The 23,828-nt window shown below is 69.4% G+C and carries 23 protein-coding genes and 1 tRNA gene; 9 read left to right on the top strand and 15 right to left on the bottom strand.

Annotated elements, in window-relative coordinates:
* Nucleotides 1-4: 4 nt before the first annotated feature.
* Nucleotides 5-1,612, bottom strand: a complete 1,608-nt coding sequence (locus EJC77_RS07090) for a carboxyl transferase domain-containing protein (RefSeq protein ID WP_125611050.1) — start codon at nucleotides 1,610-1,612, stop codon at nucleotides 5-7.
* 106 nt (nucleotides 1,613-1,718) lie between these two features.
* On the opposite strand from EJC77_RS07090, the gene EJC77_RS07085 reads away from it, so the two are divergent.
* Nucleotides 1,719-2,348, top strand: a complete 630-nt coding sequence (locus tag EJC77_RS07085) for an SACE_7040 family transcriptional regulator (RefSeq protein ID WP_125611048.1) — start codon at nucleotides 1,719-1,721, stop codon at nucleotides 2,346-2,348.
* A 75-nt stretch (nucleotides 2,349-2,423) separates the two neighbouring features.
* On the opposite strand, the gene EJC77_RS07080 is transcribed toward EJC77_RS07085, so the two are convergent.
* From EJC77_RS07080 to pdhA, 4 genes are all read right to left on the bottom strand, one after another.
* Complete coding sequence (locus tag EJC77_RS07080; protein WP_125611046.1) at nucleotides 2,424-2,792, bottom strand: SPW repeat protein; 369 nt, start codon at nucleotides 2,790-2,792, stop codon at nucleotides 2,424-2,426.
* A 126-nt stretch (nucleotides 2,793-2,918) separates the two neighbouring features.
* Complete coding sequence (locus tag EJC77_RS07075) at nucleotides 2,919-4,247, bottom strand: dihydrolipoamide acetyltransferase family protein (protein ID WP_125611044.1); 1,329 nt, start codon at nucleotides 4,245-4,247, stop codon at nucleotides 2,919-2,921.
* A gap of 2 nt (nucleotides 4,248-4,249) precedes the next feature.
* The gene (locus EJC77_RS07070; RefSeq protein ID WP_125611042.1) at nucleotides 4,250-5,260 is read right to left on the bottom strand and encodes an alpha-ketoacid dehydrogenase subunit beta; all 1,011 of its coding nucleotides are present in this window, start codon (nucleotides 5,258-5,260) and stop codon (nucleotides 4,250-4,252) included.
* Nucleotides 5,257-6,390 (bottom strand): pyruvate dehydrogenase (acetyl-transferring) E1 component subunit alpha, encoded by a 1,134-nt coding sequence (gene pdhA / locus EJC77_RS07065; RefSeq protein WP_125611040.1) that lies wholly within the window; start codon nucleotides 6,388-6,390, stop codon nucleotides 5,257-5,259. The genes EJC77_RS07070 and pdhA overlap by 4 nt, the downstream gene beginning before the upstream one ends.
* A gap of 220 nt (nucleotides 6,391-6,610) precedes the next feature.
* Here pdhA and EJC77_RS07060 point away from each other — a divergent pair, with 220 nt between their 5' ends.
* Together EJC77_RS07060 and EJC77_RS07055 are read left to right on the top strand one after the other, a co-directional pair.
* The gene (locus EJC77_RS07060; protein WP_125611039.1) at nucleotides 6,611-7,144 is read left to right on the top strand and encodes an Lrp/AsnC family transcriptional regulator; all 534 of its coding nucleotides are present in this window, start codon (nucleotides 6,611-6,613) and stop codon (nucleotides 7,142-7,144) included.
* 87 nt (nucleotides 7,145-7,231) lie between these two features.
* Entirely contained in the window at nucleotides 7,232-7,813 is a 582-nt protein-coding gene (locus tag EJC77_RS07055) for a hypothetical protein (protein ID WP_125611036.1), read from the top strand.
* A gap of 50 nt (nucleotides 7,814-7,863) precedes the next feature.
* Here EJC77_RS07055 and EJC77_RS07050 read toward each other — a convergent pair whose 3' ends face one another.
* Both EJC77_RS07050 and EJC77_RS07045 read right to left on the bottom strand, forming a co-directional pair.
* Nucleotides 7,864-9,432: a solute symporter family protein gene (locus EJC77_RS07050; RefSeq protein ID WP_240629897.1), complete on the bottom strand. Its 1,569-nt coding sequence runs from the start codon at nucleotides 9,430-9,432 to the stop codon at nucleotides 7,864-7,866.
* An 84-nt stretch (nucleotides 9,433-9,516) separates the two neighbouring features.
* Complete coding sequence (locus tag EJC77_RS07045) at nucleotides 9,517-9,876, bottom strand: DUF485 domain-containing protein (RefSeq protein ID WP_125611034.1); 360 nt, start codon at nucleotides 9,874-9,876, stop codon at nucleotides 9,517-9,519.
* A 156-nt stretch (nucleotides 9,877-10,032) separates the two neighbouring features.
* Between EJC77_RS07045 and EJC77_RS07040 the strand changes: the two genes are divergently transcribed.
* The 4 genes from EJC77_RS07040 (at nucleotide 10,033) to EJC77_RS07025 (ending at nucleotide 13,934) form a co-directional block, all read left to right on the top strand.
* Complete coding sequence (locus EJC77_RS07040) at nucleotides 10,033-11,244, top strand: sensor histidine kinase (RefSeq protein WP_125611032.1); 1,212 nt, start codon at nucleotides 10,033-10,035, stop codon at nucleotides 11,242-11,244.
* An 82-nt stretch (nucleotides 11,245-11,326) separates the two neighbouring features.
* A complete protein-coding gene (locus EJC77_RS07035; protein ID WP_125611030.1) occupies nucleotides 11,327-12,052 on the top strand; it encodes a LytR/AlgR family response regulator transcription factor in 726 nt (241 codons plus the stop codon).
* Nucleotides 12,049-12,459 carry a DUF485 domain-containing protein gene (locus tag EJC77_RS07030; protein WP_125611028.1) on the top strand — a complete coding sequence of 137 codons (411 nt, stop codon included), beginning with the start codon at nucleotides 12,049-12,051 and terminating at the stop codon, nucleotides 12,457-12,459. Before EJC77_RS07035 ends, EJC77_RS07030 begins: the two co-directional genes overlap by 4 nt.
* Nucleotides 12,456-13,934 carry a sodium/solute symporter gene (locus EJC77_RS07025; protein WP_125611026.1) on the top strand — a complete coding sequence of 493 codons (1,479 nt, stop codon included), beginning with the start codon at nucleotides 12,456-12,458 and terminating at the stop codon, nucleotides 13,932-13,934. The genes EJC77_RS07030 and EJC77_RS07025 overlap by 4 nt, the downstream gene beginning before the upstream one ends.
* Nucleotides 13,935-14,008: 74 nt before the next feature.
* Here EJC77_RS07025 and EJC77_RS07020 read toward each other — a convergent pair whose 3' ends face one another.
* The 6 genes from EJC77_RS07020 to rpsB form a co-directional block, all read right to left on the bottom strand.
* A complete protein-coding gene (locus tag EJC77_RS07020; protein ID WP_125611024.1) occupies nucleotides 14,009-14,599 on the bottom strand; it encodes a DivIVA domain-containing protein in 591 nt (196 codons plus the stop codon).
* Nucleotides 14,600-14,609: 10 nt separating this feature from the next.
* A complete protein-coding gene (locus EJC77_RS07015) occupies nucleotides 14,610-15,707 on the bottom strand; it encodes a phosphatidate cytidylyltransferase (protein ID WP_125611022.1) in 1,098 nt (365 codons plus the stop codon).
* Complete coding sequence (frr, locus tag EJC77_RS07010; RefSeq protein ID WP_125611020.1) at nucleotides 15,707-16,264, bottom strand: ribosome recycling factor; 558 nt, start codon at nucleotides 16,262-16,264, stop codon at nucleotides 15,707-15,709. The genes EJC77_RS07015 and frr overlap by 1 nt, the downstream gene beginning before the upstream one ends.
* A gap of 92 nt (nucleotides 16,265-16,356) precedes the next feature.
* Nucleotides 16,357-17,118 carry a UMP kinase gene (pyrH, locus tag EJC77_RS07005; protein ID WP_125611018.1) on the bottom strand — a complete coding sequence of 254 codons (762 nt, stop codon included), beginning with the start codon at nucleotides 17,116-17,118 and terminating at the stop codon, nucleotides 16,357-16,359.
* 339 nt (nucleotides 17,119-17,457) lie between these two features.
* Nucleotides 17,458-18,294 carry a translation elongation factor Ts gene (gene tsf, locus EJC77_RS07000; protein ID WP_125611016.1) on the bottom strand — a complete coding sequence of 279 codons (837 nt, stop codon included), beginning with the start codon at nucleotides 18,292-18,294 and terminating at the stop codon, nucleotides 17,458-17,460.
* A 139-nt stretch (nucleotides 18,295-18,433) separates the two neighbouring features.
* Complete coding sequence (rpsB, locus tag EJC77_RS06995) at nucleotides 18,434-19,264, bottom strand: 30S ribosomal protein S2 (RefSeq protein WP_125611014.1); 831 nt, start codon at nucleotides 19,262-19,264, stop codon at nucleotides 18,434-18,436.
* A 415-nt stretch (nucleotides 19,265-19,679) separates the two neighbouring features.
* Here rpsB and EJC77_RS06990 point away from each other — a divergent pair, with 415 nt between their 5' ends.
* Nucleotides 19,680-20,495, top strand: coding sequence for a M23 family metallopeptidase (locus EJC77_RS06990; protein WP_240629884.1), 816 nt, complete (start codon nucleotides 19,680-19,682; stop codon nucleotides 20,493-20,495).
* 40 nt (nucleotides 20,496-20,535) lie between these two features.
* Complete coding sequence (locus EJC77_RS06985; protein WP_125611010.1) at nucleotides 20,536-22,116, top strand: HNH endonuclease signature motif containing protein; 1,581 nt, start codon at nucleotides 20,536-20,538, stop codon at nucleotides 22,114-22,116.
* A gap of 110 nt (nucleotides 22,117-22,226) precedes the next feature.
* Here EJC77_RS06985 and EJC77_RS06980 read toward each other — a convergent pair whose 3' ends face one another.
* Together EJC77_RS06980 and EJC77_RS06975 are read right to left on the bottom strand one after the other, a co-directional pair.
* Nucleotides 22,227-23,417 carry an acyl-CoA dehydrogenase family protein gene (locus EJC77_RS06980; RefSeq protein WP_125611007.1) on the bottom strand — a complete coding sequence of 397 codons (1,191 nt, stop codon included), beginning with the start codon at nucleotides 23,415-23,417 and terminating at the stop codon, nucleotides 22,227-22,229.
* 190 nt (nucleotides 23,418-23,607) lie between these two features.
* Nucleotides 23,608-23,681, bottom strand: a tRNA-Ile gene (locus EJC77_RS06975).
* Between the last annotated feature and the right edge of the window lie 147 nt (nucleotides 23,682-23,828).

Genomic DNA, 23,828 nt, shown 5'->3' with positions numbered 1-23,828 from the left:
GTCCTCACATCCTGAACAGGCCGAAGGCGGTTTCGGGCAGCGGCGCCTGGGCGCACACGTCGAGGGCCAGGCCCAGGATGGTGCGCGTGTCGCCCGGGTCTATGACGCCGTCGTCCCACAGCCGGGCAGTCGAATAGTACGGGCTGCCCTGGTCCTCGTACTGGGCCTTGATGGGCGCCGTGAACGCGTCCTCCTCTTCCACGGTCCACGTGCCGCCGCGCTTTTCGATCTGCTCTCGCTTGACCGTGGCGAGCACCGAGGACGCCTGGTTGCCGCCCATGACGGAGATCCGCGCGGCCGGCCACATCCACAGGAACCGGGGCCCGTACGCGCGCCCGCACATGGAGTAGTTGCCGGCGCCGAACGACCCGCCCACCACGACCGTCAGCTTCGGCACCCGGGCAGTGGCCACGGCCGTGACCATCTTGGCCCCATGCTTGGCGATGCCGCCCTGTTCGTAGTCCTTGCCGACCATGAAACCGGACAGGTTCTGCAGGAAGATGAGCGGGACCCCGCGCTGGTCGCACAATTCGATGAAGTGCGCGCCCTTGAGGGCCGACTCGCTGAACAGCACGCCGTTGTTGGCGACGATCCCGACCGGGTGCCCGTGCAGCCGGGCAAACCCGGTCACCAGGGTTGTCCCGTAGTCCTTCTTGAACTCGTGGAACCGGCTGGCGTCCACGAGCCGGGCGATGACCTCGCGGCAGTCGTACTGGGCGTTCACGTCGGTCGGCACGGCGCCGTACAGCTCATCCGGGTCCACCGACGGGTCTACCGTGGCTTCCACGGCCCACGCGGGCTCGGCCGGCGGCGGCAGCGTGGCGACGATGTCCCGGACGATGGCCAGGGCGTGGTCGTCGTTCTCGGCCAGATGGTCGACGACGCCGGAGATGCGCGCGTGCACGTCGCCGCCGCCGAGTTCCTCGGCCGTGACGATCTCCCCGATGGCCGCCTTCACCAGCGGCGGGCCGCCCAGGAAGATGGTGCCCTGGTTGCGCACGATCACGGTCTCGTCGCTCATCGCCGGCACGTACGCCCCGCCGGCGGTGCACGACCCCAGCACGGCCGCGATCTGCGGGATCTTGGCCGCCGACATGCGCGCCTGGTTGTAGAAGATCCGGCCGAAGTGCTCCTTGTCGGGGAACACCTCGTCCTGTTTGGGCAGGAACGCCCCGCCCGAGTCGACCAGGTAGACGCAGGGCAGCCGGTTCTCCATCGCGATCTCCTGCGCGCGCAGATGCTTCTTGACAGTCACCGGGTAGTACGTGCCGCCCTTGACGGTCGCGTCGTTGCACACGACCATGACCTGGCGCCCGTGCACCAGCCCGATCCCGGTGATGAGCCCGGCGCCCGGGCTGTCGTCGTCGTACATGCCGTTGGCGGCCAGCGGCGCGATCTCCAGGAACGGGCTGCCGTCGTCGAGCAGTCGGTCCACGCGCTCGCGCGGCAGCAGCTTCCCGCGGGCCGTGTGGCGTTCGCGGGCGTGCTCGGGCCCGCCCCGCTCGGTCCTGCGCAGTCGGTCGCGCAACTCGTCGACCAGGCGGCGCTGCGCCGCGTCGAACAGGTCGAATGCGGCGCTGCCCGGTTCCGTCCTGCTGTGCAAGGTCTCCATCGGCCAGTGTGTCCAATCGGGGGCTTAATAGTTACTTTAGTTAGTGGTGACTAACTGGAATTTAGGCTAGTCTGTCAGCACTGTGATGTCTAGCACAAGGCCCACCATGAGCGAATCCCCCGGCCCCGCGGAGCCCGCCGAACCGGCCACGGCGCGCGGCCGGGCCAAGGCGACGCGGCGCACGGCCATGCTCGGCGCGGCCGCGCAGCTGTTCGCCCGGCGCGGCTTCAACGGCGTCTCGATCGAGGACCTTGGCGCCGCCGCCGGCGTGAGCGGGCCGGCGATGTACCGACACTTCAGCGGCAAGCAGGCACTGCTGGGCGCCCTGCTGGTGGGAGTGAGCGAGGACCTGCTCGCCGGCGGCCGGGCGGTGATCGCCGCGAACGACGACGACGAGGCCGCCTTGCGCGGCCTTGTCGCCTTCCACGTCGACTTCGCGCTCGCCAAGCCGGACGTCATCCGCGTCCAGGACCGGGACCTGGACAACCTGTCGGACGCGGACCGCCGGCAGGTGCGGTCGCTGCAGCGCGGCTACGTGGAGCTGTGGGTGGAGCTGCTCGGCCGGCTGTTGCCGGACCAGGAGGCGACCGTGCTGCGGGTCAAGGCGCATGCGGTGTTCGGCCTCATCAACTCCACCCCGCACAGCGTGCAGATGCATGGCCGGCGCGTGGCGGCGGCCACGGCCCGCCCGGTGCTCGAGTCGATGGCGTGGGCCGGGCTGACCGCGGGCACTTGACGGGCCCGGCACGCGAAAAGGGAGCCTCGTTCCCGAGACTCCCTTGCGAGGCTCCCTTGCTAGCCCAAGTTGCGGCTAGTGCGCCGTCGCGCCGTGGTCGTGACCCACGGCATGGTTGTGCATGCTTGGCTGGACGGCCAGCACGCCTGCAATCAGTGCAACGCCACCTGCGATCCATGATGTCCAAGCCGCCGCGGTGTGCGCCGTGTAGCCGGTGATCCACGGAGAGATGAACAACAGGGCGCCGAGCACCATCAGGACCCATTCGGCGACCGGGGTGCCTGGGCTCGCCAGGTTAAAGACTCCGGCGGCGATGAGGAGAACACCACAACCGATCATCATGATCATGGAACTGGTCTGCTGGGTTGTCCACAGCGTCGCCAGGGCCGCGTAAAGTCCGGCAGCCACGGCAACGTAATCTTGCCAGCGGTTCCACCTCTTCATTGATACCAACCTCCTTAAGGTTCAACCTTTCAGTTGGCTCCCAAAGCGGGGGTCAGTTCAAATATACGTCCGCCCCCAAACGTTGACCAGAGGCACCTGTTACGTTACGGCCGCAGTTGTCTGGAACTAGGCGAGCGCCAACGCCATGGCCGGGTCGGCCATGATCGCCGCCACGTCCGTCAGGAGACGGGCGCCCTGTGCCCCGTCGACCAGGCGATGGTCGAAGGACAAGCTCAGCGTCAGCACCTGGCGCAGCGCAATGGCTCCGTCGTGCTCCCAGGGTTGGCGGCGCACGGCGCCCATGGCCAGGATGCCGGCCTCGCCCGGGTTCAGGATGGGCGTGCCGGCGTCGATGCCGAAGACGCCGACGTTGGTGATGGAGAAGGTGCCCCCCGCCAGGTCCGACGGCGCCGTCCTGCCCGCCCGGGCCGTCTGCGCCAGCTCGGACAGCGCGCCGGACAGGGCCCGCAGGTCCATCAGGTGGGCGTCCTTGATGTTGGGGACCATGAGGCCGCGCGGGGTGGCCGCCGCGATGCCCAGGTTGACGTATTTCATGGTCACGATCTCGTTTCGCTCCCCGTCCCAGCGGGAGTTCAGCTCCGGGGTGCGGGCCAGGGCCACGCACACGGCACGGGCCGCGAGTGTCAGGGGCGTCAATTTCAGGTCGGCGAAGTCGCGTGAGGCACGCAACCGGTCCAGGAACGCCATGCCGTCGGTGACGTCCACGGTGAGGAACTCGGTGACGTGCGGCGCCGTGAACGCGCTGGCCACCATCGCCTCGGCCGTGAACTTGCGGACGCCCTTGATGGGGGTGCGCACCTCACGGGCCGAGTCACCGGCCGGCACCGGGGCCGTCGTGGCCGGCGCCCCGCGCACGCCCAGTACATCCTCCCGGGTCACCAGCCCGCGCTCCCCCGTGCCCGGCACGGTGGCCAGGTCGACGCCCAGGTCGCGGGCGAGCTTGCGCACCGGCGGCGTTGACCGCGGCCGCTCCGCCGCCGGCGCGGTGGCCACGGGTTCGGCGACCACCGGCTCCGGTGACGTCGCCGCCCCGGCCGCGGTGCGCCGTCGTCGTGCCGGCCGCCCCGTCGAGTCCGGCTCAGCGCCGTACCCGACGAGCGTGGGAACCCGCTTCGCCTCGACCTCAGCCGACACGGAACCCATGGCAGGGGCAGTGGCGGCGATGGATCCCCCGGCCGGCCCTGCCGCACTGTCCGACGCCAGTTCGAACGCGATGATCGGGGAGCCCACCTCGACGGTCGTGCCGGGCTGCTCGAGGATGGCCGTGACGACGCCGTCGTAGGGCGACGGTAGCTCGACGACGGCCTTGGCGGTCTCCACCTCGGCGATGACCTGGTTGAGGGAGACGGTGTCGCCGACGGCCACGCGCCAGGCGAGGATCTCGGATTCGGTCAGTCCCTCGCCGAGGTCGGGCAGCCTGAATTCCTTGATCATGGTCATCCTTCCAGCCCGGTGAGGGAGTTGGGGCGGCCGAGCGCCCGGTCGACGCCGTCGAGGATCCTGTCCAGGTCGGGCAGGTGGTACTTCTCCATCTTCGACGGCGGGTAGGGCACGTCGAAGCCGGTGACGCGCACGGGGGCGGTTTCCAGGTAGTCGAAACAGCGTTCGGTCAGCTGCGCGGCGATCTCGGCACCGAGTCCGCCGGTCAGCCCGGCCTCGTGCGTGATCACGAGCCGGCCGGTGCGGCGCAGCGAGGCCTCGATGGGCGCATAGTCGACCGGCGCCAGCGACCGCAGGTCGATCACCTCGAGCGAGATGCCCTCATCCTGGGCGGCCGTGGCGGCGTCGAGCGCGGTCGCGACGAGCGGGCCGTAGGTGACGAGTGTGGCGTCGGCGCCGGGGCGGACGACGGCGGCGCTCTCCATGGCGGGCGCGTCGCCGAGCGAGGCGCCCAGGTCGACGTCGCCCTTGCTGTGGTAGCGGCGCTTCGGCTCGAAGTAGAGCACGGGGTCGTCACAGGCGATGGCCTGGCGGAGCATGGTGTACGCGTCCTGCGGGTTGGAGACGGCGATGACGCGCAGCCCGGAGGTGTGCGTGAAGTACGCCTCGGGTGATTCCGAGTGGTGTTCGGGCGAGCCGATGCCTCCGCCGAACGGGACCCGGATGGTCAGCGGCATCTTCACGGCACCGCCGGTGCGGTAATGCAGCTTGGCGACCTGGCACACAATCTGGTCGAAGCCCGGGTAGATGAACCCGTCGAACTGGATCTCGCACACCGGCCGGTAGCCGCGGTACGCCAGCCCGACGGCCGTGCCCACAATGGCGGATTCGGCCAGCGGCGTGTCGATGACCCGGTGCGCGCCGAAGTCCTTCTGCAGGCCGTTGGTGATGCGGAAGACGCCGCCGAGCTTGCCGATGTCCTCCCCCATGAGCAGGACCTTCGGGTCGTCGTCCATGGCCTGGCGCAGGCCGGCGTTGATGGCCTGGCTGAATGTCATGGTGGTCATGACAGGCTCCCTTCGGTCTCGGTGCCGGCCCCGAATCCGGCCAGGTAGCGGGCGTAGCGGTCCCGTTGGCGGTCCACGGCCGCGTTGGGCGTGGCGTAGACGTTGGCAAAGACGTCCAGGGGACCCGGGTCGGGCCGGTTGATGACGCCGGCGCGCAGTTCGCGGGCCACCGCGTCGGCCTTGGCGGCGACGGCGGCGGCCCGGTCCTCGGTGAGCACCCCGCGGGTCTCCAGCAGCGTGCCCAGCCGTTCGATCGGGTCCCGTTGCGCCCAGTCCTCCAGTTCATTCGGGTCCCGGTAGCGGGTGGGGTCGTCCGCCGTCGTGTGCGGACCCATGCGGTAGGTGACGGCCTCGATGTAGCTGGGGCCGCCGCCGCGCCGGGCCCGGTCCAGCGCCCACCGGGTGGCGGCCATGACTGCGAGCACGTCGTTGCCGTCCACGCGCCGGCTGGGGATGCCGAAGCCGGGCGCGCGGGCGGCGATCGGGATGTGCGCCTGCACGCCGACCGGTTCGGATATGGCCCAGTGGTTGTTCTGGCAGAAGAACACGACGGGCGCCTGGAAGCTGGCGGCGAACACCATGGCCTCGTTCACGTCGCCCTGGCTCGTGGCCCCGTCGCCGAAGTACGTGATGGCGGCGGAATCGGTGCCGTCGAACGTGATGCCCATGGCGTAGCCGACGGCGTGCAGCGTCTGTGCGCCGATGATGATCTGCGGTGTGGCGACGTTGATGCCGTGCGGGTCCCAGCCGGAGTTCGTGTTGCCGCGCCACACGGCCATCATGTCCGCCACGTTGGCGCCGCGGCAGTAGGCGACGCCGTTCTCGCGGTAGCTGGGGAAGACGAAGTCGTCCTGGCGCAGCGCCCGGACGGAGCCCACCTGGGCCGCCTCCTGGCCGAGCAGCGGCGGCCACAGCGCCAATTCACCCTGGCGCTGCAGGGCGGTGGCCTCGGTGTCGATGCGGCGAATGACGACCATGTCCTCGTACAGGTCCGCCAGCTCGTAGTCCGTCACGTCGCCGACCCAGCCGGCCAGCTCGGGGTTGTCCACCGGCGTGCCGTCCGCCGTGATGAGTTGTTCGACCGCATGCCAATCCGCCGGGTCGAGGGATTCGCCGTCGTAAGCGTTCATCCCCGCCACCTCCTTGTGGTTCGTCACCAAAGTTAGGGACCGGTCCCGTTGTGCGGGTGGTCCACGCGGGCGCAATCCGGGTCGTGGCGCACCGCCGGCGAACGTCACCGCCCGCCTAGTTGTGACACTACTCACAGGGGGCAGGTGGCACAACTGGTAGCCTGCAGACTGCGCAGACTGCCCTGTGATGGTGCCGGCGACCGTGCTAGCGTTGCGCACTATGCACGATTTGGACGGCACCGACGCACGCATCCTGTTGGCCCTGCTGGACGATCCACGCCAGAGCGTGGTGGCCATGGCGCAGCGGCTTGGGCTCTCCCGCAACACGGTGCAGGCGCGCATGGCGTCACTGGAACGCCGGAACGCATTCCTGCGCTACGACCACCGCATCAGCCCCGCCGTGCTCGGCTACCCGCTGACGGCGTTCATCTCCGTCCACGTCCAGCAGCAGAAACTGGACAGCCTGGCCACGGAACTGGCGGCCATCCCGGAGGTGCTGGAGGCCCACGGGCTCAGCGGCCGGGCCGACCTGCTGGTCCGGGTTGTGTCCACCGGCGCCGAGGACCTGTTCCGGATCAATGGCAAGATCCTCGCCTGCGACGGCGTGGAACGGACCGAGACGTCGCTGGCCATGAGCGAACTCGTGCCGTTCCGGGTGGAACCGCTGCTGCGCCGTGCCCTGCCCGCCGTGGGAGGCGCGGGCGTGGGAGGCACGGGCGTGGGAGGCCCCGGCGTGAGAGGCACGGGCGCATGATGGCAGGGCCTCTCACCACCGGGCCTGTCCACTGCTGGGCCCGTCCGCCGCGGGGCGGACGGTTCACGAGGTCACCGGGAGGGTCGTATGGAAGCGCTTCCACGCATCACGGTTGAGATGCCCGTGCTCAGCATCGGCTCCGGCACAGCCGACTACGAGGACCTCGGCGGCCACGTCCGGTCCCTGCGCAAGCGGGAGGGCCTGCACCTGACGTTGCTGCACATCGGCATACTCGCGGACTTCTCACGCGATGTGGCCGAGTGGACCAAGGGCAGGACGAGCGCCGCGGCAGCCGCCGCCCGGACGGCCGCATGGCTCAAGGCGCTGCCCGTCCTGGACGGCTTCACCGGCGGCGCCACACGGTTGGCGACCATGGGCGGGGGCGGTGTGTGCGCCCTGGAGGTGGACGTGCCCCAGGCAGTCCGCGACCACCAAGTGGCGCTCGTGCAGTCCCTGCACGCGCTGCTCGACGGCCTGCTCGTGGACAACGTCGACGACTTCATCCTCGGCTCGCCCGCGCTTGGCTTCAAGTACCCCCGGTGGACACCGCACATCGCCGTGGGCCGGCCGATGACCAGGCACGCCGGCCCGTGGGAGGTTGGGCCGTTGGCCGTCGACTTCGGCGCATCGCGGATCAGGAACCGCCGCTTCCTGCCGGACCCGGATTGACACAGGATCCGCCAGCCGTTCTGCGCTCGAGGGCGTGGCAGGGTGTGGGATCAGTGCACGGAGGCCTTTTCGGCGCCGACACCCGTCAGTGAGCGGACTTCCATCTCGGCCTGGGTGGCCGGGTCCTCGGTGGATTTGTCGAGCACGGTGCCCAACCAGCCCAGGAAGAACGCGAACGGGATGGAGATCAGGCCCGGGTTGGCCAACGGGAACCAGTCGAAGCTTGCACCGGGGATCATGGCCTTCGCGTTGCCGGACACCACCGGGGAGAACGCGATCAGCACGATGGCCGCGGCCAGCCCGCCGTACATGCTCCACAGCGCGCCCTTGGTGGTGAAGCGCTTCCAGAACAGCGAGAACAGGATGGTCGGCAGGTTGGCCGACGCGGCCACGGCGAACGCGAGGGCCACAAGGAACGCGACGTTTTGGCCGTTGGCCAGGATGCCGCCGCCGATGGCCACGATGCCGATCACGACGACCGTGCGCCGGGCCACCTTGACCTCGGTGGCCGGGTTGGCCTTGCCCTTGGCGATCACGTTCGCGTAGATGTCATGGGCGAACGAGGCGGCCGCCGTGATGGTCAGGCCGGCCACGACGGCCAGGATGGTGGCGAAGGCGACGGCGGAGATGAACCCGAGGAGCACGGGCCCGCCGATCACGAAGGCCAGCAGCGGGGCGGCCGCGTTGACGCCGCCCGGGGCGCCGAGGATCTCCTCCTTGCCGACCAGGGCGGCGGCACCGTAGCCGAGCACCAAGGTGAACAGGTAGAAGATGCCGATCAGCCAGATCGCCCACACCACGGACCGGCGGGCTTCCTTGGCGGTCGGGACCGTGTAGAAGCGCATCAGCACGTGCGGCAGGGCTGCGGTGCCAAGCACCAGGGCGAGCGCCAGGGAGATGAAGTCCAGCCGCGAGGTGCCGGTGGCCCCGTACGCCTTGCCCGGGTTGAGCAGGGCCGCCCCGCCGTCGCCGGCCTTGGTGACGGCCGCATCCAGCAGCGTGGAGAAGTTGAACCCGTGCATGCCGAGCACGATCACCGTCATGACGGCCGCGCCGGCGATCAGCAGGCAGGCCTTGATGATCTGCACCCACGTGGTGCCCTTCATGCCGCCAACCAGGACATACAGGATCATGAGGGCGCCCACGACCGTGATGACGACGGACTGGCCGAGCTTGTCGTGGCTGTCCAGGCCGAGCAGCAGCGACACGAGGCCACCCGCGCCGGCCATCTGGGCCAGCAGGTAGAAGAAGCACACGACCAGCGTGGTGATGGCCGCGGCGATGCGCACGGGGCGCTGCTTGAGCCGGAAGGAGAGCACGTCCGCCATGGTGAACTTGCCCGTGTTGCGCAGCAGCTCCGCCACGAGCAGCAGCGCCACCAGCCAGGCGACGAGGAAGCCGATCGAGTACAGGAAGCCGTCATAGCCGTTGATGGCGATGGCGCCGCAAATGCCCAGGAAGGAGGCCGCGGACAGGTAGTCGCCGGCGATGGCCGTGCCGTTCTGGCCGCCGGAGAAGGAGCGCCCGGCCGCGTAGTAGTCGGCAGCCGTCTTGTTGTTCCGGCTGGCCCGGAACACCACGACCATGGTGATGGCGATGAACGCCCCGAAGATCAGCATGTTGATCCACGACGTGGACTTCGTCTGCTCGCCCAGCGTCGCAAACGGGGCAAGCTGGTGGAGCACGGTGGTCGGGTTCACGGGCTACACCCCTTCCTTCTGGGTATCGGATTCGGCAAGTTCCGCCTCGAGACGCTCGCGGATCACCACCGCCTTGGGGTCGATCCTGCGGTTGGCGTAGCTGACGTACCACGCCGTGATGCCGAAGGTGGTGACGAATTGCAGCAGGCCCAGGATGAGGCCCAGGGTGATGGAACCGAATACCTTCGTCGACATGAAGTCGTGCGCGTAGTCGGCCAAAAGCACATAAAGGAAATACCAGAGCAGGAATGCAATGGCGACGGGAAAAACGAAACTGCGGTGGGTTTTCCGGAGGTTCTTGAATTCCTCCGTGGCCTGGACTTCGACGAAATCCACACCATGCGATTGGTCAGAATGACCCATCATTCCTCCTTGGGTGATGTGATGTCATTCACTATGGCGTGTCCCGCCTCGCCTCACGACGACGACGGGGCGGTGCCGCGCCCAACGGTCGCCGAACTGCGCCCAACGGCGGGCATCGCCGGGTCGCGGCATCCCGCCGGACGCTAATGTTGGGGCATGCCCGAGTCGACGCTGCTCATCATCGTTGTGCTGGCGGCCGTGGCCGCCGCCGTCATCGGCGTGCTCGGGTTGCGGTTTTCCCGCTCACACCGTGAGCTGGGCACCGACGCCGAACGTGCCACCTACCACGCCCTGCATTCGGCCGCCGTGGCCGGGGAGTACCTGCGCAACGGCCTGGAACCGGCGGCGGCGTTGAAGGCCAGCCGGCAGCTGCGGCCACTGCTCAACTGCGTGGCCTTGGCGCTGTGCAACACGGAGGAGCTCCTGGCGTGGGACGGGGCCGGCTCCGCCACCCCGGACACGGCCGAGGTCATGGCCCTGGCCGGCCGCGCGTTGGCCAACGGCCGCACGACCGTGTCCGTGATGACGCCCGCACTGCGCACGGCACTGCGCCTGGACGGACAGGAGCAGGAGGCCAAGGCCGCCGTGGTGGCGCCGCTGAAGGTCGATGCCCGGGTGGTGGGCGCCGTCGTCGTCGTCGTTGTCAGGCAACCCGGTGCGGGACTGGTGCGCGCCACCAACGAGGTGGCCGCGTGGATCTCCGCGCAACTGGAGCTGGCCGAGCTGAGCGCCTCCCGCACCCTGCTCATGGAGGCGGAGGTGCGCGCGCTGCGGGCGCAGATCAGCCCGCACTTCATCTACAACTCGCTCAACGCGATCGCGTCGTTCATCAACACCGACCCGCAGCGCGCCCGGGACCTGGTTGTCGAGTTCGCCGATTTCACCCGGTACTCGTTCCGCCGGCACGGGGACTTCACCACCTTGGCGGAGGAACTGCGCAGCATCGACAGGTACCTGCTGCTGGAACGGGCCCGGTTCGGCGACCGGTTGCACGTGAGCCTGCAGGTCGCCCCGGAGTCGCTGAGCACGGTCATCCCGTTCCTGAGCCTGCAACCGCTGGTGGAGAACGCCGTGCGGCACGGGCTCGAGGCCAAGGAGGGCCCCGGGCTGATCCAGATCACCGCCAATGACGTGGGCGCCACCACGCGCGTCACCATCGAGGACGACGGGGTCGGCATCGATCCGGAGCACCTGCGCCGCGTGCTGGCCGGCCAGCAGGACGGGCACCATGTGGGGCTTCGCAATGTCGACGCCCGGCTGCGCCAGGTGTACGGCGACGACCACGGGCTGGTCGTGGACACGGCCGTCGGCGAGGGCACGCTGATCACCATGACTGTGCCCAAGAACCAGCCGGACCACGACGCCTGACACCCAACGGCCGTTAGCGCCCAACGGCCTCCCCAGCCTCGCTCCGCTCGCCCGGGGCCCCGCGGCCGTTAAGCTGGTACCCATGTTGACCGTCCTTGTCGCCGACGACGAGTTGCCCGCCGTCGAGGAACTGGCCTTCCTGCTGGGTCGGGACCCGCGCATCGGCACCGTCCACCGGGCCACGAGCGGGCAGGGTGCGTTGGCCGTGTTGGCCGAACACGACGTCGACGCGCTGTTCCTGGACATCCACATGCCCGGCCTGTCCGGGCTGCAGCTGGCCCGCCGCATCGCCGCCCGGCCGCACCCGCCCGCCGTCGTGTTCGTGACCGCCGACGAGGACTGCGCGCTGGAGGCGTTCGAGCTGGCCGCCGTCGACTACCTGCTCAAGCCCGTGCGCACCGAGCGGCTGGCCGTGACGGTGGGCCGCGTCGCCGAGCTGGTCGCGGCCCCCGCCGGCGCCGCCCCGGTGGAGATGATCACCGTCGACCAGGGCGGGGTGAGCCGGATCATCCGGCTCGACGAGGTGCGCTTCATCCAGGCCCAGGGCGACTACGCCCGGTTGCACACGGCCGAGGCCAGCTACCTGATCCGGGTGCCGCTGGCCGACCTGGAGCAGCGTTGGGCGGAGGCCGGCTTCCTGCGCATCCACCGCTCCTACCTGGTCTGCATGCCGTTCGTGACGTCGCTGAAACTCGGTTCGGCCAAGCCGTCGGTGTCCGTCGGCGGCGCCGAACTGCCGGTCAGCCGACGCCATCTGCCGGTTCTGCGCGAACGCCTGCAGGCCACCCGGGTGCGGCCCGGACCATGAGTGCCTCCAACGCCGATTCACCCGAGGGATTGCCGCCCGCCCGGCCCGGCCGTGTGCGGGTCACGGCGCCCCGCTCGACGGCGCGCCGCGTGCCCGGGCGCACCAGCGTCACCCAAGAGGTGGCCGAGCAGTCGGCCGTCGGCGAGGTGTTCGTCCGGTCGTTGATCCGCTCGCAGTTGCGGCTGGCCCTCATCGCGTCGGCCGGGTTCGTGCTGGCCCTGGCCGGTTGCTGGGTCCTGGTGCGCTGGGTGCCGGCCGTCGCGGACTGGCGGATCCTGGGCGTCCCCGCCGCCTGGCTGCTGCTGGGCGTGGGCATGTACCCCGTCATCGGCCTGTGCGCGTGGCTGTATGTGCGCGCCGCCGCCCGCAACGAGGCCCGCTACCGGGACCTGGTGGAGGAGCCGTGAGCCCCGCCGTCGCCTTCCTTGCCCTGCTCCTGGTGTCCGCGGCCACCGTGCTGATCGGTGTCTACGGCCTGCGCATTTCGCGCACCACCAGCGACTTCTATGTCGCCTCCCGCACGGTGCCGCCGTGGTGGAACGCCTCGGCGATCGGCGGCGAGTACCTGTCCGCGGCCAGTTTCCTGGGCGTGGCCGGGCTGATCGTCATCTCCGGGCTCGACGGGCTGTGGTTCCCGGTGGGGTACACGGCCGGCTACCTGATGCTGCTTTTCTTCGTCGCCGCGCCGCTGCGCCGCTCGGGCGCGTACACGATCCCCGACTTCGCGCAGGCCCGGCTCGCCTCGCGCCGCGCCCGGTACGTGACAAGCCTTCTGGTCGTGTTCGTCGGCTGGTTCTACATCGTGCCGCAGCTGCACGGCGCCGCGTTGACCATCCGGACGACGACCGGCCTGCCGTCGTGGGTGGGGGCGGCCGCCGTCGTCGTGATCGTCGGCACGACCGTTGTCACCGGCGGCATGCGCTCCATGACGTTCGTGCAGGCGTTCCAGTACTGGCTCAAGCTCACGGCGCTGGCGGTGCCCGCCGTCATCCTGCTGTGGCATCTTGGCATGACGCCGGGCGCGGTGCCGGCCGGAACCGTGTTGTTCGGCGCGGACGACGGCGGCAGCCGGTTGGGCGCGTACCAAACCGTCTCGCTGATGGTCGCCCTCCTGTTCGGCACGCTCGGGCTGCCGCACGTGCTGGTGCGTTTCTACACGAATCCGGATGGCGCGACGGCCCGCCGCACGACGCTGATCGTGCTCGGCCTGCTGAGCGTGTTCTACCTGTTCCCGACGATCTACGGGGTGCTGGGCCGGGCGTTCTTGCCGGGGCTGGCGCGGACCGGCTCCACCGATGCGACCGTGCTGCTGCTGCCGGGCCGGCTGCTGGGCGGGCCCGTCGGCGAGGTGTTGTCCGCGCTCGTCGTGGCCGGCGCGTTCGCGGCGTTCCTGTCGACGACGTCCGGGCTGGTGGTGTCGCTGGCCGGGGTGATCAGCCAGGACCTGCTCGGCGGCGGGGTGCGCGGGTTCCGCATCGCGGCCGCAGGCGCGGCGATCGTGCCGTTCGCAGTGGCCATGCTGACCGATTCGCTGGCGCTGGCCGGCAGCGTGGGCCTGGTCTTCGCATTTACCGCCTCAACCGTGTGCCCGCTGCTGCTGCTCGGCATCTGGTGGCGCGGTCTGACGGATGTGGGCGCGATCGCCGGGATGGTCACCGGCGGGCTGCTGTGCGCCGGGGCGCTCCTGTGGGGGTCCCGGCTCGATCCGGGCACGCCGGGCGTGGCACTGCTGACCCAGCCGGCCGCCTGGACGGTGCCGGCCGCGTTCACCGTCATGGTGCTCGTGTCGCTGGCCACCCCCGGGCGGCGGAACGCCCACCTCGGCCGGTTCATGGCCAAGCTGCACGTGCCCGAACGGTCGCTGGGCGTGCCGCGCGGCTGAGACTGGCGCCGGCGGCACCCCCGGCGACGTCCCGCCGTCGTGCCTCCCTTGCACCGGCCTTGCACCGGCGACCGTCAGTCGATGGCGGCCATGAGTTCGATGACCTTGTCCAGGAACGCGTCGACCTGGCGTTCCTCATACCCGGCGTCGCCCTTCGCCGGGGCGAACACGGAGCGGCGGACCACGTCAACGCTCATCGGCTTGTCGTGCTCGAAGTACTGCAGCAGCTCGCGGCACAGCGCATCAACGTCCTCGACGTTGTAGCTTTGCGCGGTGCGCTTGCCCGGACGGCGGAAGCGTTCCCCGTCCCGGCGGTGCAGTCGCCCGCGCAGCACGACGGCGGCGTCACCGATCTCCTTCAGCCAGGCGTCCTCGCCGCGCTCGGCCACGAGGGCGTCGCGCTCGCGCTGGACGAAGACGTCCTCGAGCCGGTCCAGGGCCGCGTCGACGGCATGGGCGTTGTAACCGCCCTTCGCCGGGTCGAACGACACCGTCCGGACATCATTGCTGGTGAGCGCCTTCTCCGGGGCGTCGGCGTTCGTGTAGAACGCGCGGGCGCGCCCAAGGAATTGGTCCACCTGCTTGACGTTGTAGCCGATCTCCTTGGCGCCCACGCGTTTGAAGGGCGCCACCGACGGCTGCTTGTCTTCCACGGTCACTGTCATTCCTTGTCTGTCAGATTCGCCCGAGGACGGAGAACGTCATGAAGGCGATGGGGGCGGAGAAGAGAATGGAATCGAGCCGGTCCATCATGCCGCCATGGCCGGGCAGGATGTTGCTCATGTCCTTGACGCCGAGTTCGCGCTTGATCATGGATTCGGCGAAGTCTCCGCCGGTGCCGGCCAGCACGATCCCGACGGCGAGCACCAGGCCCACCCACCAGTTCTCCTGGAGCAGGAACACGGTGGCCAGGATGCCGACGGCGACGGCGCCGCCCACGGACCCGGCGAAGCCCTCCCAGGACTTCTTCGGGCTGATCTTCGGCGCCATCGGGTGCTTGCCGAACAGCACGCCGACCAGGTAGCCGAACGTGTCATTGGCGACGACGAGCAGCAGCGTGATCACGATTTGCAGGACACCGGGGTTGATGTCGCTGAACTCCAGCGTCCAGCCCAGCGTCGGCGCCCTGCTGTCGCGCAGCATCAAGGACACGAAACCGAGCAGGAACGGGATCCAGGTCAGCGCGAAGATGCCCGCCAGGATGCTGTGCACGGCTCCGGGTGTGGAGTCCAGGCAGCGCCAGAGGAGCACGGCCGCGCAGCTGGCCACAAACGCGAACAGCAGGCCCTCGGCGCCGGCCAGGTAGGCGGCCGCGGGCATCGCGGCGGCCCCGATGTAGATCGGCGGCATGGGCGCGACGATCCCGCGGCGGGCGATCGACCGGGTCACCTCCCACACGCCGATACACGCAAAGGCGGCGGCCAGCACGATGAACGCGGCCGGGTACAGCAAGAGGCTGCCGATCACGAGCACCAGCAGCGCCAAGCCGACGCCGATGGCCGCCGGCAGGTTGCGTCCGGCCTTGGACGGGCGGGCCGGAACCTCCACCGCCGCGGCGGGAATCGGTGCGATGGGCGCCGGCGGTGTGGGCACGGCGGGCACGTAGGCACGCCGCGGTGGCGGGACGGTCGGGATCGTGCCCGTCGTCTCCGCCAGGCGGCGCGACTTGCGGCTGGGGAACTGGAGGTCGTCGGGTTTGAGCGGGCTCCCGGCGCTTTCCGCCGCCGGGTCCGGTTCGTCCCGCCCGGCCTCCGCCGGTTGGGGGTCGCTCATCAGACCTCGAGCAGCTCGATTTCCTTGCGCTTGAGGAGTTCGTCGACGGAGTCCGTCTTGGACTTCGTGAGGCTGTCAAGCTCCTTCTCAGCCCGGGTGCCCTCGTCCTCGCCGGCCTCGCCGTCCTTGACGAGCTTGTCCAGCTCGTCCTTGGCCTTGCGACGGATGTTGCGGATGGAGACCTTCGCATCCTCGCCCTTGCCGCGCACGATTTTCACGTACTCCTTGCGGCGTTCCTCCGTCAGTTCCGGCATGATGACACGGATGACGTTGCCGTCATTGGACGGGTTGGCGCCCACCTCCGAGGCGCCCAGGGCGCGCTCGATGTCGCTGAGCGCGGTCTTGTCGAACGGCGTGATGAGCAGGGTGCGGGCTTCGGGCACGGCGAAGGATGCGAGCTGCTGGAGCGGGGTAGGGGCGCCGTAGTACTCGACCATGACCTTGGCGAACAGGCCCGGGCTGGCCCGGCCGGTGCGCACGGCGGCGAAATCCTCCTTGGCAACCTCAAGGGCCTTGTCCATCTTTTCCTCGGCCTCGAGCAAGGTATCTTCGATCACGGTCTCTCCTCTGTAAGTACGCGCGGCTGATCCGCGGCCCGGGTCCGCGGCGGTCCTTGGTTCATCCTACCGTGGTGCGCCGCGCCCACCTGTTACGGGGTGACGAGGGTGCCGAGCTTCTCGCCCAGGATGGCGCGGGCCACGTTCCCCTCGCCCTCCATGCCGAAAACGAGCATGGTCACGTTGTTGTCCTTGCACAGGCTGAAGGCCGTCTGGTCCATGACCCGGATGTCGCGGCGCATGGCCTCGTCGTAGGTCAGGGTGGCGAGCTTCTGCGCCGTCGGGTCCTTCTTCGGATCGGCCGTGTACACGCCGTCGACCCCGTTCTTGGCCACGAGCACGATGTCGGCGTGGACCTCCAGGGCACGTTGGGCGGCGACCGTGTCCGTGGAGAAGTAGGGCAGCCCGGCCCCGGCACCGAAGATGACGACCCGGTCCTTCTCCATGTGGCGGATGGCGCGGCGCGGAATGTAGGCCTCCGCAACCTGGCCCATGGTGATGGCGCTCTGCACGCGCGTGTTGACGCCTTCTTGTTCGAGGAAGTCCTGCAGGGCCAGGCAGTTCATGACCGTGCCGAGCATGCCCATGTAGTCGGCACGTGACCGGTCCATGCCGGAGGCCGACAGTTCGGCGCCACGGAAGAAGTTGCCCCCGCCAACCACAACGGCGACCTCCACCTGGCCAATGGTGCCGGCTATCTGCTTGGCGATGCCACGAACGGTGGCGGTGTCCAGGCCGATGCTGCCACCGCCGAACACCTCCCCGGAGAGTTTGAGCAGGACGCGCCGACGCTTCGGGGCGGGGCTGTTGCAGGGGGTGGTGGTCGGCCGGGTTTCGGTGTCTTGGATTGTCATGATGCCTTCCGTGGGAGCCGATCCTTGAGGAGGCCGGGCCCCGCATGCTTGTTGCTGTGCGGTCGTCTCGCCTCCGGCGCGCGTCGGCGCCCAGCAAGATCCTATCCGAGTGCTCGCATGAAAAGAGGGTGACCGCTGTGAGCGGTCACCCTCAATTCATGCGTCACGGTCTGGGTCGGGCCCAGGTGGGCCCACAGGCGCGAGGGCCCCTGGCCGAGGTACGAGGCCAGGGAGCGCCCGAGGGCCCANCGCGAGGGCCCACGGCCCCGAGGGACCCGGAGCGAGCTTGCGAGCTCTGGGAGGGGCCGGGGACTTGCGAGCGGTGGGAGCCGACGGGGGCTAGGCTCCGACGCGGAACCGGGCGAAGCCGGTGCCCTTGACGCCGGCCTCGGAGAGGACGGAGCCGACGCTCTTCTTGGCGTCCTTGGCGAAGCCCTGGTCGACCAGGACGATCTCCTTGAAGAAGCCGGTCAGGCGGCCTTCGACGATCTTCGCCATGGCGGCCTCGGGCTTGCCCTCGGCGCGGGCGGTCTCGTCGGCGATGCGGCGCTCGTTCTCGACCGTCTCGGCGGGGACCTCGTCGCGGGACAGGTAGGTCGGGGCCAGTGCGGCGATGTGGACGGCCACATCATGGGCGACCTCGGCGGCGGCGGCGCCCTCACCGTCCACGGCGAACAGCACGCCGACCTGGGCGGGCAGGTCCTTGGACGTCTTGTGCAGGTAGGCGTCCACGGTGGCGCCGGCCACGCGGGCAATGCGGCGGATGGCGATCTTCTCGCCCAGCACGGCACCTTCCTCGACGACGTATTCGGAGAGCGGCTTGCCCTCGACATCGACGGCCAGCAGGGCCTCGAGGTCGGCGGCGCCGGACTCGACGGCCACGTCCAGAACCTTGTTGGCCAGCGCGATGAACTTGTCGTTCTTGGCGACGAAGTCGGTCTCACAGTTGACCTCGACCATGACGCCGACGCCGTCCTTGACGGCTGCGGCGACAAGGCCCTCGGCGGTGGAGCGGCCCTCGCGCTTCGTGGCACCCTTCAGGCCCTTGATGCGGATGAGCTCCATGGCCTTGTCGGCGTCGCCGTTGGCCTCGTCCAGCGCCTTCTTGACATCCATCATGCCAGCGCCCGTGCGCTCACGCAGCGCCTTGATATCAGCGGCGGTGTAGTTCGCCATATGAACCCCTCAGGTTAGATGTTGTACCTTGTGTAATCTTCCGTCACCGGCCACTGGCAGGACGGCCGCATGGTGCGGCCGCCCTGCCAGTGTCGGTTCGGTGCCCGGCAGCCCAAAGTCCCGGGCGCCGGCGGACGCGTTACTTGTCTTCGGCGGCTTCGGCCGGGGCCTCGACGGTGGCTTCGGCCGGGGTCTCCTCGGCCTTCTCGCCCTCGAGCAGGTCGCGCTCCCACTCGGCCAGCGGCTCGGCGGGGGCTTCCTCGCTGCCGGTGGCCTTCGCGTTGCGGGCCAGCAGGCCCTCGGCGACGGCGTCGGCGATCACGCGGGTCAGCAGGCTGACGGAGCGGATGGCGTCGTCGTTGCCCGGGATCGGGAAGTCGACCTCGTCCGGGTTGCAGTTGGAGTCGAGGATGGCGACAACCGGGATGTTCAGCTTCTTGGCCTCGTCGATGGCCAGGTGCTCCTTCGGGGTGTCGACAACCCAGATCAGGGACGGGGCCTTGGTCAGGTTGCGGATGCCGCCGAGGTTGTTCTGCAGCTTGGTCAGCTCGCGCTTGAGCAGCAGCAGTTCCTTCTTGGTGTGGCCGGAGGAGGCGACGTCCTCGAAGTTGATCTCCTCGAGTTCCTTCATGCGGGCGATCCGCTTGGAAACCGTCTGGAAGTTGGTCAGCATGCCGCCGAGCCAGCGCTGGTTGACGTAGGGCTGGCCGACGCGGGTGGCCTGCTCGGCGATGGCCTCCTGGGCCTGCTTCTTCGTGCCGACGAACAGCACGGTGCCGCCGTGGGCGACCGTGGCCTTGACGAACTCGTAGGCGCGGTCGATGTAGGACAGCGACTGCTGCAGGTCGATGATGTAGATGCCGTTGCGCTCGGTGAAGATGAAGCGCTTCATCTTCGGGTTCCAACGGCGGGTCTGGTGTCCAAAGTGGACGCCGCTGTCAAGCAGCTGGCGCATGGTTACGACGGGCATGCCGACGCTCCTTTTCGTTTTTCTTACGGTTATCAGCGTTGCGACCGGGCGGCTGGCGCTGCCCGGTCATGCTCCTGGCACCCCATCGGCTGCCCACATTCCGTCTTGCGACAGACCGCGTGGGCACAATCCATCGGCAGGCATCCGGCGCACTTCTCGCGAAGGGCTCCGGACCTCGTCAGGGCGGGGTACGCGTAGTCAGCCTGCACACGGCAGACTGCTCCAGTCATCCTACTACAGGGCTGCCGGCACCCGGACTGGTCTCCCTCCACAGCCTCACGGCCGGACCGCCGCGTCCACAGGGTGACGGGACACCATTTCGCCGACCACCGCAGCGACCCATGCTGGCGTGATGTTGTGCTTGACCCGGAAGGAATCCGCGTGGCGGGTTTGTGCGGGACTCTGCCTCGCCCTGTTGGCCGCCTTGCTCGCGGGCGCCTCGTCCGCACGGACGACGACGGCGCTCCCCTTGCCGGGGCGGCTCGCCTGGGCTTGGCCGGTGGAGCCGGTCCCGCGCATCCTCCATCCGTTCGACCCGCCGCCGCAGCCGTGGCTGGCGGGGCATCGCGGCGTGGACCTGGCCGCGGCGCAAGGAACGGTGGTGCGCGCGCCGGCGGCCGGCGTGGTCAGCTTCGCCGGCGTGGTGGTGGACCGCCCCGTGGTCACCATCCGGGTGGCGGACGGCAAGCTCATCAGCCTGGAACCGGTGACCTCGGCGGTGCATGTCGGCAACGTCGTGGCGCGGGGGCAGCCAGTCGGCACTCTGGAGGGGCCCACGCACTGTGATGGGGGCCCACCCGGCCAGGACAGCTGCCTGCACTGGGGCGTGCGTCGCGGTGTGGACACGCCCGAGGGCTCTGCCGACGACTATCTGGACCCGTTGCAGTTCATCTTCGACCGCCGCCCGTCCATCCTCCTGCCCCTCTCCCCGTCCCCGGCTGACGGGCGAGCTGGCGAGGGATTCCGGCCCGGATCCCCTCACCTACTCACCCCTCGACCGACGCGTCGTGCGGTGATCGAGCGTGTCGGGGCCCGGCCGTACGGCGCCAAATTCGAATACAACCAATCATTGAAGTCCTACCCAACTGTGACGCAGCAAGTGCTCATTCTTGGCCCAACTGGGGCGCAGTTAAGCACCATTTCATGCCGGTTTCGGTGCTTAACCGCGCCCCAGTTGGGCCCCTGGGCGTTGGCGACAAAATGTAAATTTTTCTATAGAATCTTTCGATGAGCGCATTGTGCTCGAAGATGCGTACAGGTAGAATCGATTCATGGACACGGAGCAGCTCGCTCCCGACCACGCGGGAGCACCCACCACTCGTGGATCAGCCGGCGGAACCATCCGCCGGCTGATCGGTCAGGCCACCACCCTCACCGCCTCCCTCACCCTCGAGGACGTCGGCGCCGACGCCCTGGGCCTGGGCCGCATGGGCGATATGCAGGCGGTCCGGTTTGCCCGCGACGTCGAATCCCTGGCCGGCATCCAACTCCAGGCCGCGGCCGAGCTTTCCGCCCGGGCCGCGGCGGGCCGGTACGAGGCGGTCGGGGCGGCCACCCCGACCGTGTTCCTGGCCGAGGCGCTGCGCATCAGCACCCGGGAGGCCGGGGCGCGGCTGCGGCTGGGCACGGCCGTGCTGCCGCGCACGGACCCGTGCTCCGTCGCCGAGCACCCGCCGGTGCGCCCGGTGCTCGGCGCGGCGGTCCTTACCGGGGGCGTGTCCCGGGAGGCGGCGGCGGTCATCGACAGGCACGCCCGCGAGGCCGAACACCTCATCGGCGCCACCCGGGCCGGTGCCCGGGAGGGCCGGGAGCCCGCGCCGGTCACGGCGGCGGACGTGGCCGAGGTCGAGGCCGTGCTCACCGGCCTCGCCCGCACCGAACGGCCCGAGCTGGTGGACCGGTGCGGGCAACGCATCCTGGCCCACCTGGACCCGGACGGGCACGTCCCCTCCGAGGGCGAGCTACGCGCCAAGGAGGGCCTCCACTTCGCCCGGCCCCGCAATGGGCTGGTGCACTTCGAGGGCTGGATGGAAACCCTCGCCTACGAAACCCTGATCGCCGCGATCGGCACCGCCACCAACCCCCGCACCCCCGGCAACGGCACCGACCATGGCGGCACGGGCCAGGGCGCCGGGGCCGGGACGGACCAGCACACCGTGCCCGGGCAACAACCGCTGTGGGCCGGCGACCCGGACGCCGCAGAGTCGGACCCGGCCGCCGGCGCCGGAACCACCCGCGCGGCGGCCGAGGACGGCCTGTTCGGCGTGGCGCAGCCCGGCACCGGGCAGGGCGCCGACACCCCGGCCCTGCGCGACGGGCGGACCCGGGCCCAGCACCTCCTGCACCAGCTGCTGGACTGCGTCACCCTGGCCGCGGCCACCGACACGCTGCCGGACAACGGCGGGCTCCGGCCCCAGCTGCACGTCACCCTCCACTACGAGGACCTGAAGAACGGCCTGGGCACCGCACACCTGCCCTTCACCGGCGACGTCCCGGCCCGGCTGCTCCGGCAGGCCGCCTGCGACGCCGACCTCATCCCCCTCGTCCTGGGCTCCACGGGTGCCGTCCTGGACGAGGGCCGCCGCCACCGCCTGGTCACCCCCGCCATCCGGCGGGCCCTGATCGCCCGGGACGGCGGCTGCGCATTCCCCGACTGCGAGCGCCCACCGCACTGGACCGAGGCCCACCATGTGAAACACTGGTCCCACGGCGGGCCCACCAGCGTGGCCAACTGCGTGCTGCTCTGCGGTTATCACCACCACCTGCTCCACCGCACNCGCTCCGGCACCGGTACCGCAACCTCTACCGCCACCCACCCCACATCTGACCGGCAGCACAGCGCCGACGGGTGAACCATGCCCCGGGCCTCGACAGGCTCGACCACCGGGGCCTCGACGGGTGAACCATGCCCGGGGCCTCGACGGGCTCGACCACCGGGCGGGCAAGTGGGAGCAGCCGGGGACTATACGATGGCGGAGATGCCGGTGATGGCCCGGCCCGTGACGAGCGTGTTGATCTCGTATGTGCCCTCATAGGAGTAGATGGCCTCGGCGTCGGCGAAGATCTTCGCCATTTCATAGTCGGTGACGATGCCGTTGCCGCCCAGGATGCCGCGCCCCATGGCCACGGATTCGCGCATGCGGGCCGTCGTGAACGCCTTGGCGAGGGCCGACTGCTCATCCTTGGCGATCCCGGCGTCCTCGAGCTGTGCCAGGCGGACCATCATGCCCATGGAGGCCACCGTGTTGCCGAGGATCTTCACGAGCTGGTCCTGGACCAGTTGGAACGACGCGATCGGACGGCCGAACTGGTGGCGCTCGACGGCGTAGCGGCGGGCCACGTCGAAGGCGGCCAGCTGCTGGCCCACGGCCTGCCACGCGACGCCCAGGCGGGTGACCTTCAGGACCTTGTTGGTGTCGCGGAAGCTGTTCCCGCCGGCCAGCTTGAAGTCGTTCGGCACCACGACGTTGTCCAATGTGATGTCCGCATTCTGCACGATGCGCAGCGCCGTCTTGTTCTCGATCTTCGTGGCCGCGTAGCCCTCCGTCGCCGTGTCGACCAGGAACGCCTTGACCTGGTTGTCGGCGACGTCGCGGGCGTAGACGACGACCCAGTCGGAGAAGGTGGCGTTGCCGATCCAGCGCTTGGCCCCGTTGAGGATCCAGTTGTCGCCGTCGCGCACGGCCGTGGTCCGGGTGCCACCGGCCACATCCGAGCCGCCAAGGGGTTCGGTCAGGCCGAAGGCGCCGATCTTCTTCAGCGCGTAGATATCCGGCAGCCACGCCGCCTTCTGCTCCTCCGAGGCCAACGCCTCGATGGAGCCGGTGAACAGGCCGTCGTGCACGCCCATGAACGTGGCGATCGACGTGTCGGCCCGGGTGAACTCGGCGTGCACCAGCCCGGCGAACAGGCTGGAGTGGCCCTGCCGGCGGACGGGGCTGACGACGTCGAGTTCGGCCAGCTTCGGCACCAGGTCGTGCGGGAACTCGCCCCGGTTCCAGTAGTCGACGGCGATCGGCTTCACTTCCTTGGCCAGGAAGTCGCGGATATCGCGCAGGCGTTCCCGCTCGGCGTCCGTGAGCAGCAGCTCAAAACCATAGAAGTCGCCATCAGCGTAGGGAAGGTTGTTGGGGTCGACTGCGGGCTTGGCCATGGATGTTCCTTTGTTCTTCGATCCGCGCCGCCCATCGAGGTGTCGCGGCGCATCCGCCTGTCCGGCGGACCAACAAATGTTACTGATCAGTAACTTATCTCATGGACGGCACCCGTGACAAGATCCGGGCACGCAAAAGCCGCAGGCCGGAGAGCACATCACGTGCTGCCCGGCCTGCGGCTTCATGCGGTAGGGCCACTCGGACTTGAACCGAGGACCTTAGGATTATGAGTCCCGCGCTCTAACCAGCTGAGCTATGGCCCCGCATACCCGTCCGGCCGCGAACGCGGCCGGGAAAAGGGCACTTCCACCATACCAGCGGCGGGCCCGCTAGGTGCGTGTGTCAGTAGTCGTTTCGGATAGTTTTTAAAACGCCGGGAGATCAACCGGGCTGGCGGTGGTGGGGCTGGG

Source organism: Specibacter cremeus, assembly GCF_003946885.1.
GTDB lineage: Bacteria > Actinomycetota > Actinomycetes > Actinomycetales > Micrococcaceae > Specibacter > Specibacter cremeus.
This window is presented reverse-complemented; position numbering and strand designations above follow the sequence as displayed.

Bases quoted from the DNA above. Each gene is read 5' to 3' on its own strand.
- EJC77_RS07090 (WP_125611050.1), bottom strand. From the start codon at position 1,612: ATGGAGACCTTGCACAGCAGGACGGAACCGGGCAGCGCCGCATTCGAC.
- EJC77_RS07085 (WP_125611048.1), top strand. From the start codon at position 1,719: ATGAGCGAATCCCCCGGCCCCGCGGAGCCCGCCGAACCGGCCACGGCG.
- EJC77_RS07080 (WP_125611046.1), bottom strand. From the start codon at position 2,792: ATGAAGAGGTGGAACCGCTGGCAAGATTACGTTGCCGTGGCTGCCGGA.
- EJC77_RS07075 (WP_125611044.1), bottom strand. From the start codon at position 4,247: ATGATCAAGGAATTCAGGCTGCCCGACCTCGGCGAGGGACTGACCGAA.
- EJC77_RS07070 (WP_125611042.1), bottom strand. From the start codon at position 5,260: ATGACCACCATGACATTCAGCCAGGCCATCAACGCCGGCCTGCGCCAG.
- pdhA (WP_125611040.1), bottom strand. From the start codon at position 6,390: ATGAACGCTTACGACGGCGAATCCCTCGACCCGGCGGATTGGCATGCG.
- EJC77_RS07060 (WP_125611039.1), top strand. From the start codon at position 6,611: ATGCACGATTTGGACGGCACCGACGCACGCATCCTGTTGGCCCTGCTG.
- EJC77_RS07055 (WP_125611036.1), top strand. From the start codon at position 7,232: ATGGAAGCGCTTCCACGCATCACGGTTGAGATGCCCGTGCTCAGCATC.
- EJC77_RS07050 (WP_240629897.1), bottom strand. From the start codon at position 9,432: ATGCTGATCTTCGGGGCGTTCATCGCCATCACCATGGTCGTGGTGTTC.
- EJC77_RS07045 (WP_125611034.1), bottom strand. From the start codon at position 9,876: ATGGGTCATTCTGACCAATCGCATGGTGTGGATTTCGTCGAAGTCCAG.
- EJC77_RS07040 (WP_125611032.1), top strand. From the start codon at position 10,033: ATGCCCGAGTCGACGCTGCTCATCATCGTTGTGCTGGCGGCCGTGGCC.
- EJC77_RS07035 (WP_125611030.1), top strand. From the start codon at position 11,327: ATGTTGACCGTCCTTGTCGCCGACGACGAGTTGCCCGCCGTCGAGGAA.
- EJC77_RS07030 (WP_125611028.1), top strand. From the start codon at position 12,049: ATGAGTGCCTCCAACGCCGATTCACCCGAGGGATTGCCGCCCGCCCGG.
- EJC77_RS07020 (WP_125611024.1), bottom strand. From the start codon at position 14,599: ATGACAGTGACCGTGGAAGACAAGCAGCCGTCGGTGGCGCCCTTCAAA.
- EJC77_RS07015 (WP_125611022.1), bottom strand. From the start codon at position 15,707: ATGAGCGACCCCCAACCGGCGGAGGCCGGGCGGGACGAACCGGACCCG.
- pyrH (WP_125611018.1), bottom strand. From the start codon at position 17,118: ATGACAATCCAAGACACCGAAACCCGGCCGACCACCACCCCCTGCAAC.
- tsf (WP_125611016.1), bottom strand. From the start codon at position 18,294: ATGGCGAACTACACCGCCGCTGATATCAAGGCGCTGCGTGAGCGCACG.
- rpsB (WP_125611014.1), bottom strand. From the start codon at position 19,264: ATGCCCGTCGTAACCATGCGCCAGCTGCTTGACAGCGGCGTCCACTTT.
- EJC77_RS06980 (WP_125611007.1), bottom strand. From the start codon at position 23,417: ATGGCCAAGCCCGCAGTCGACCCCAACAACCTTCCCTACGCTGATGGC.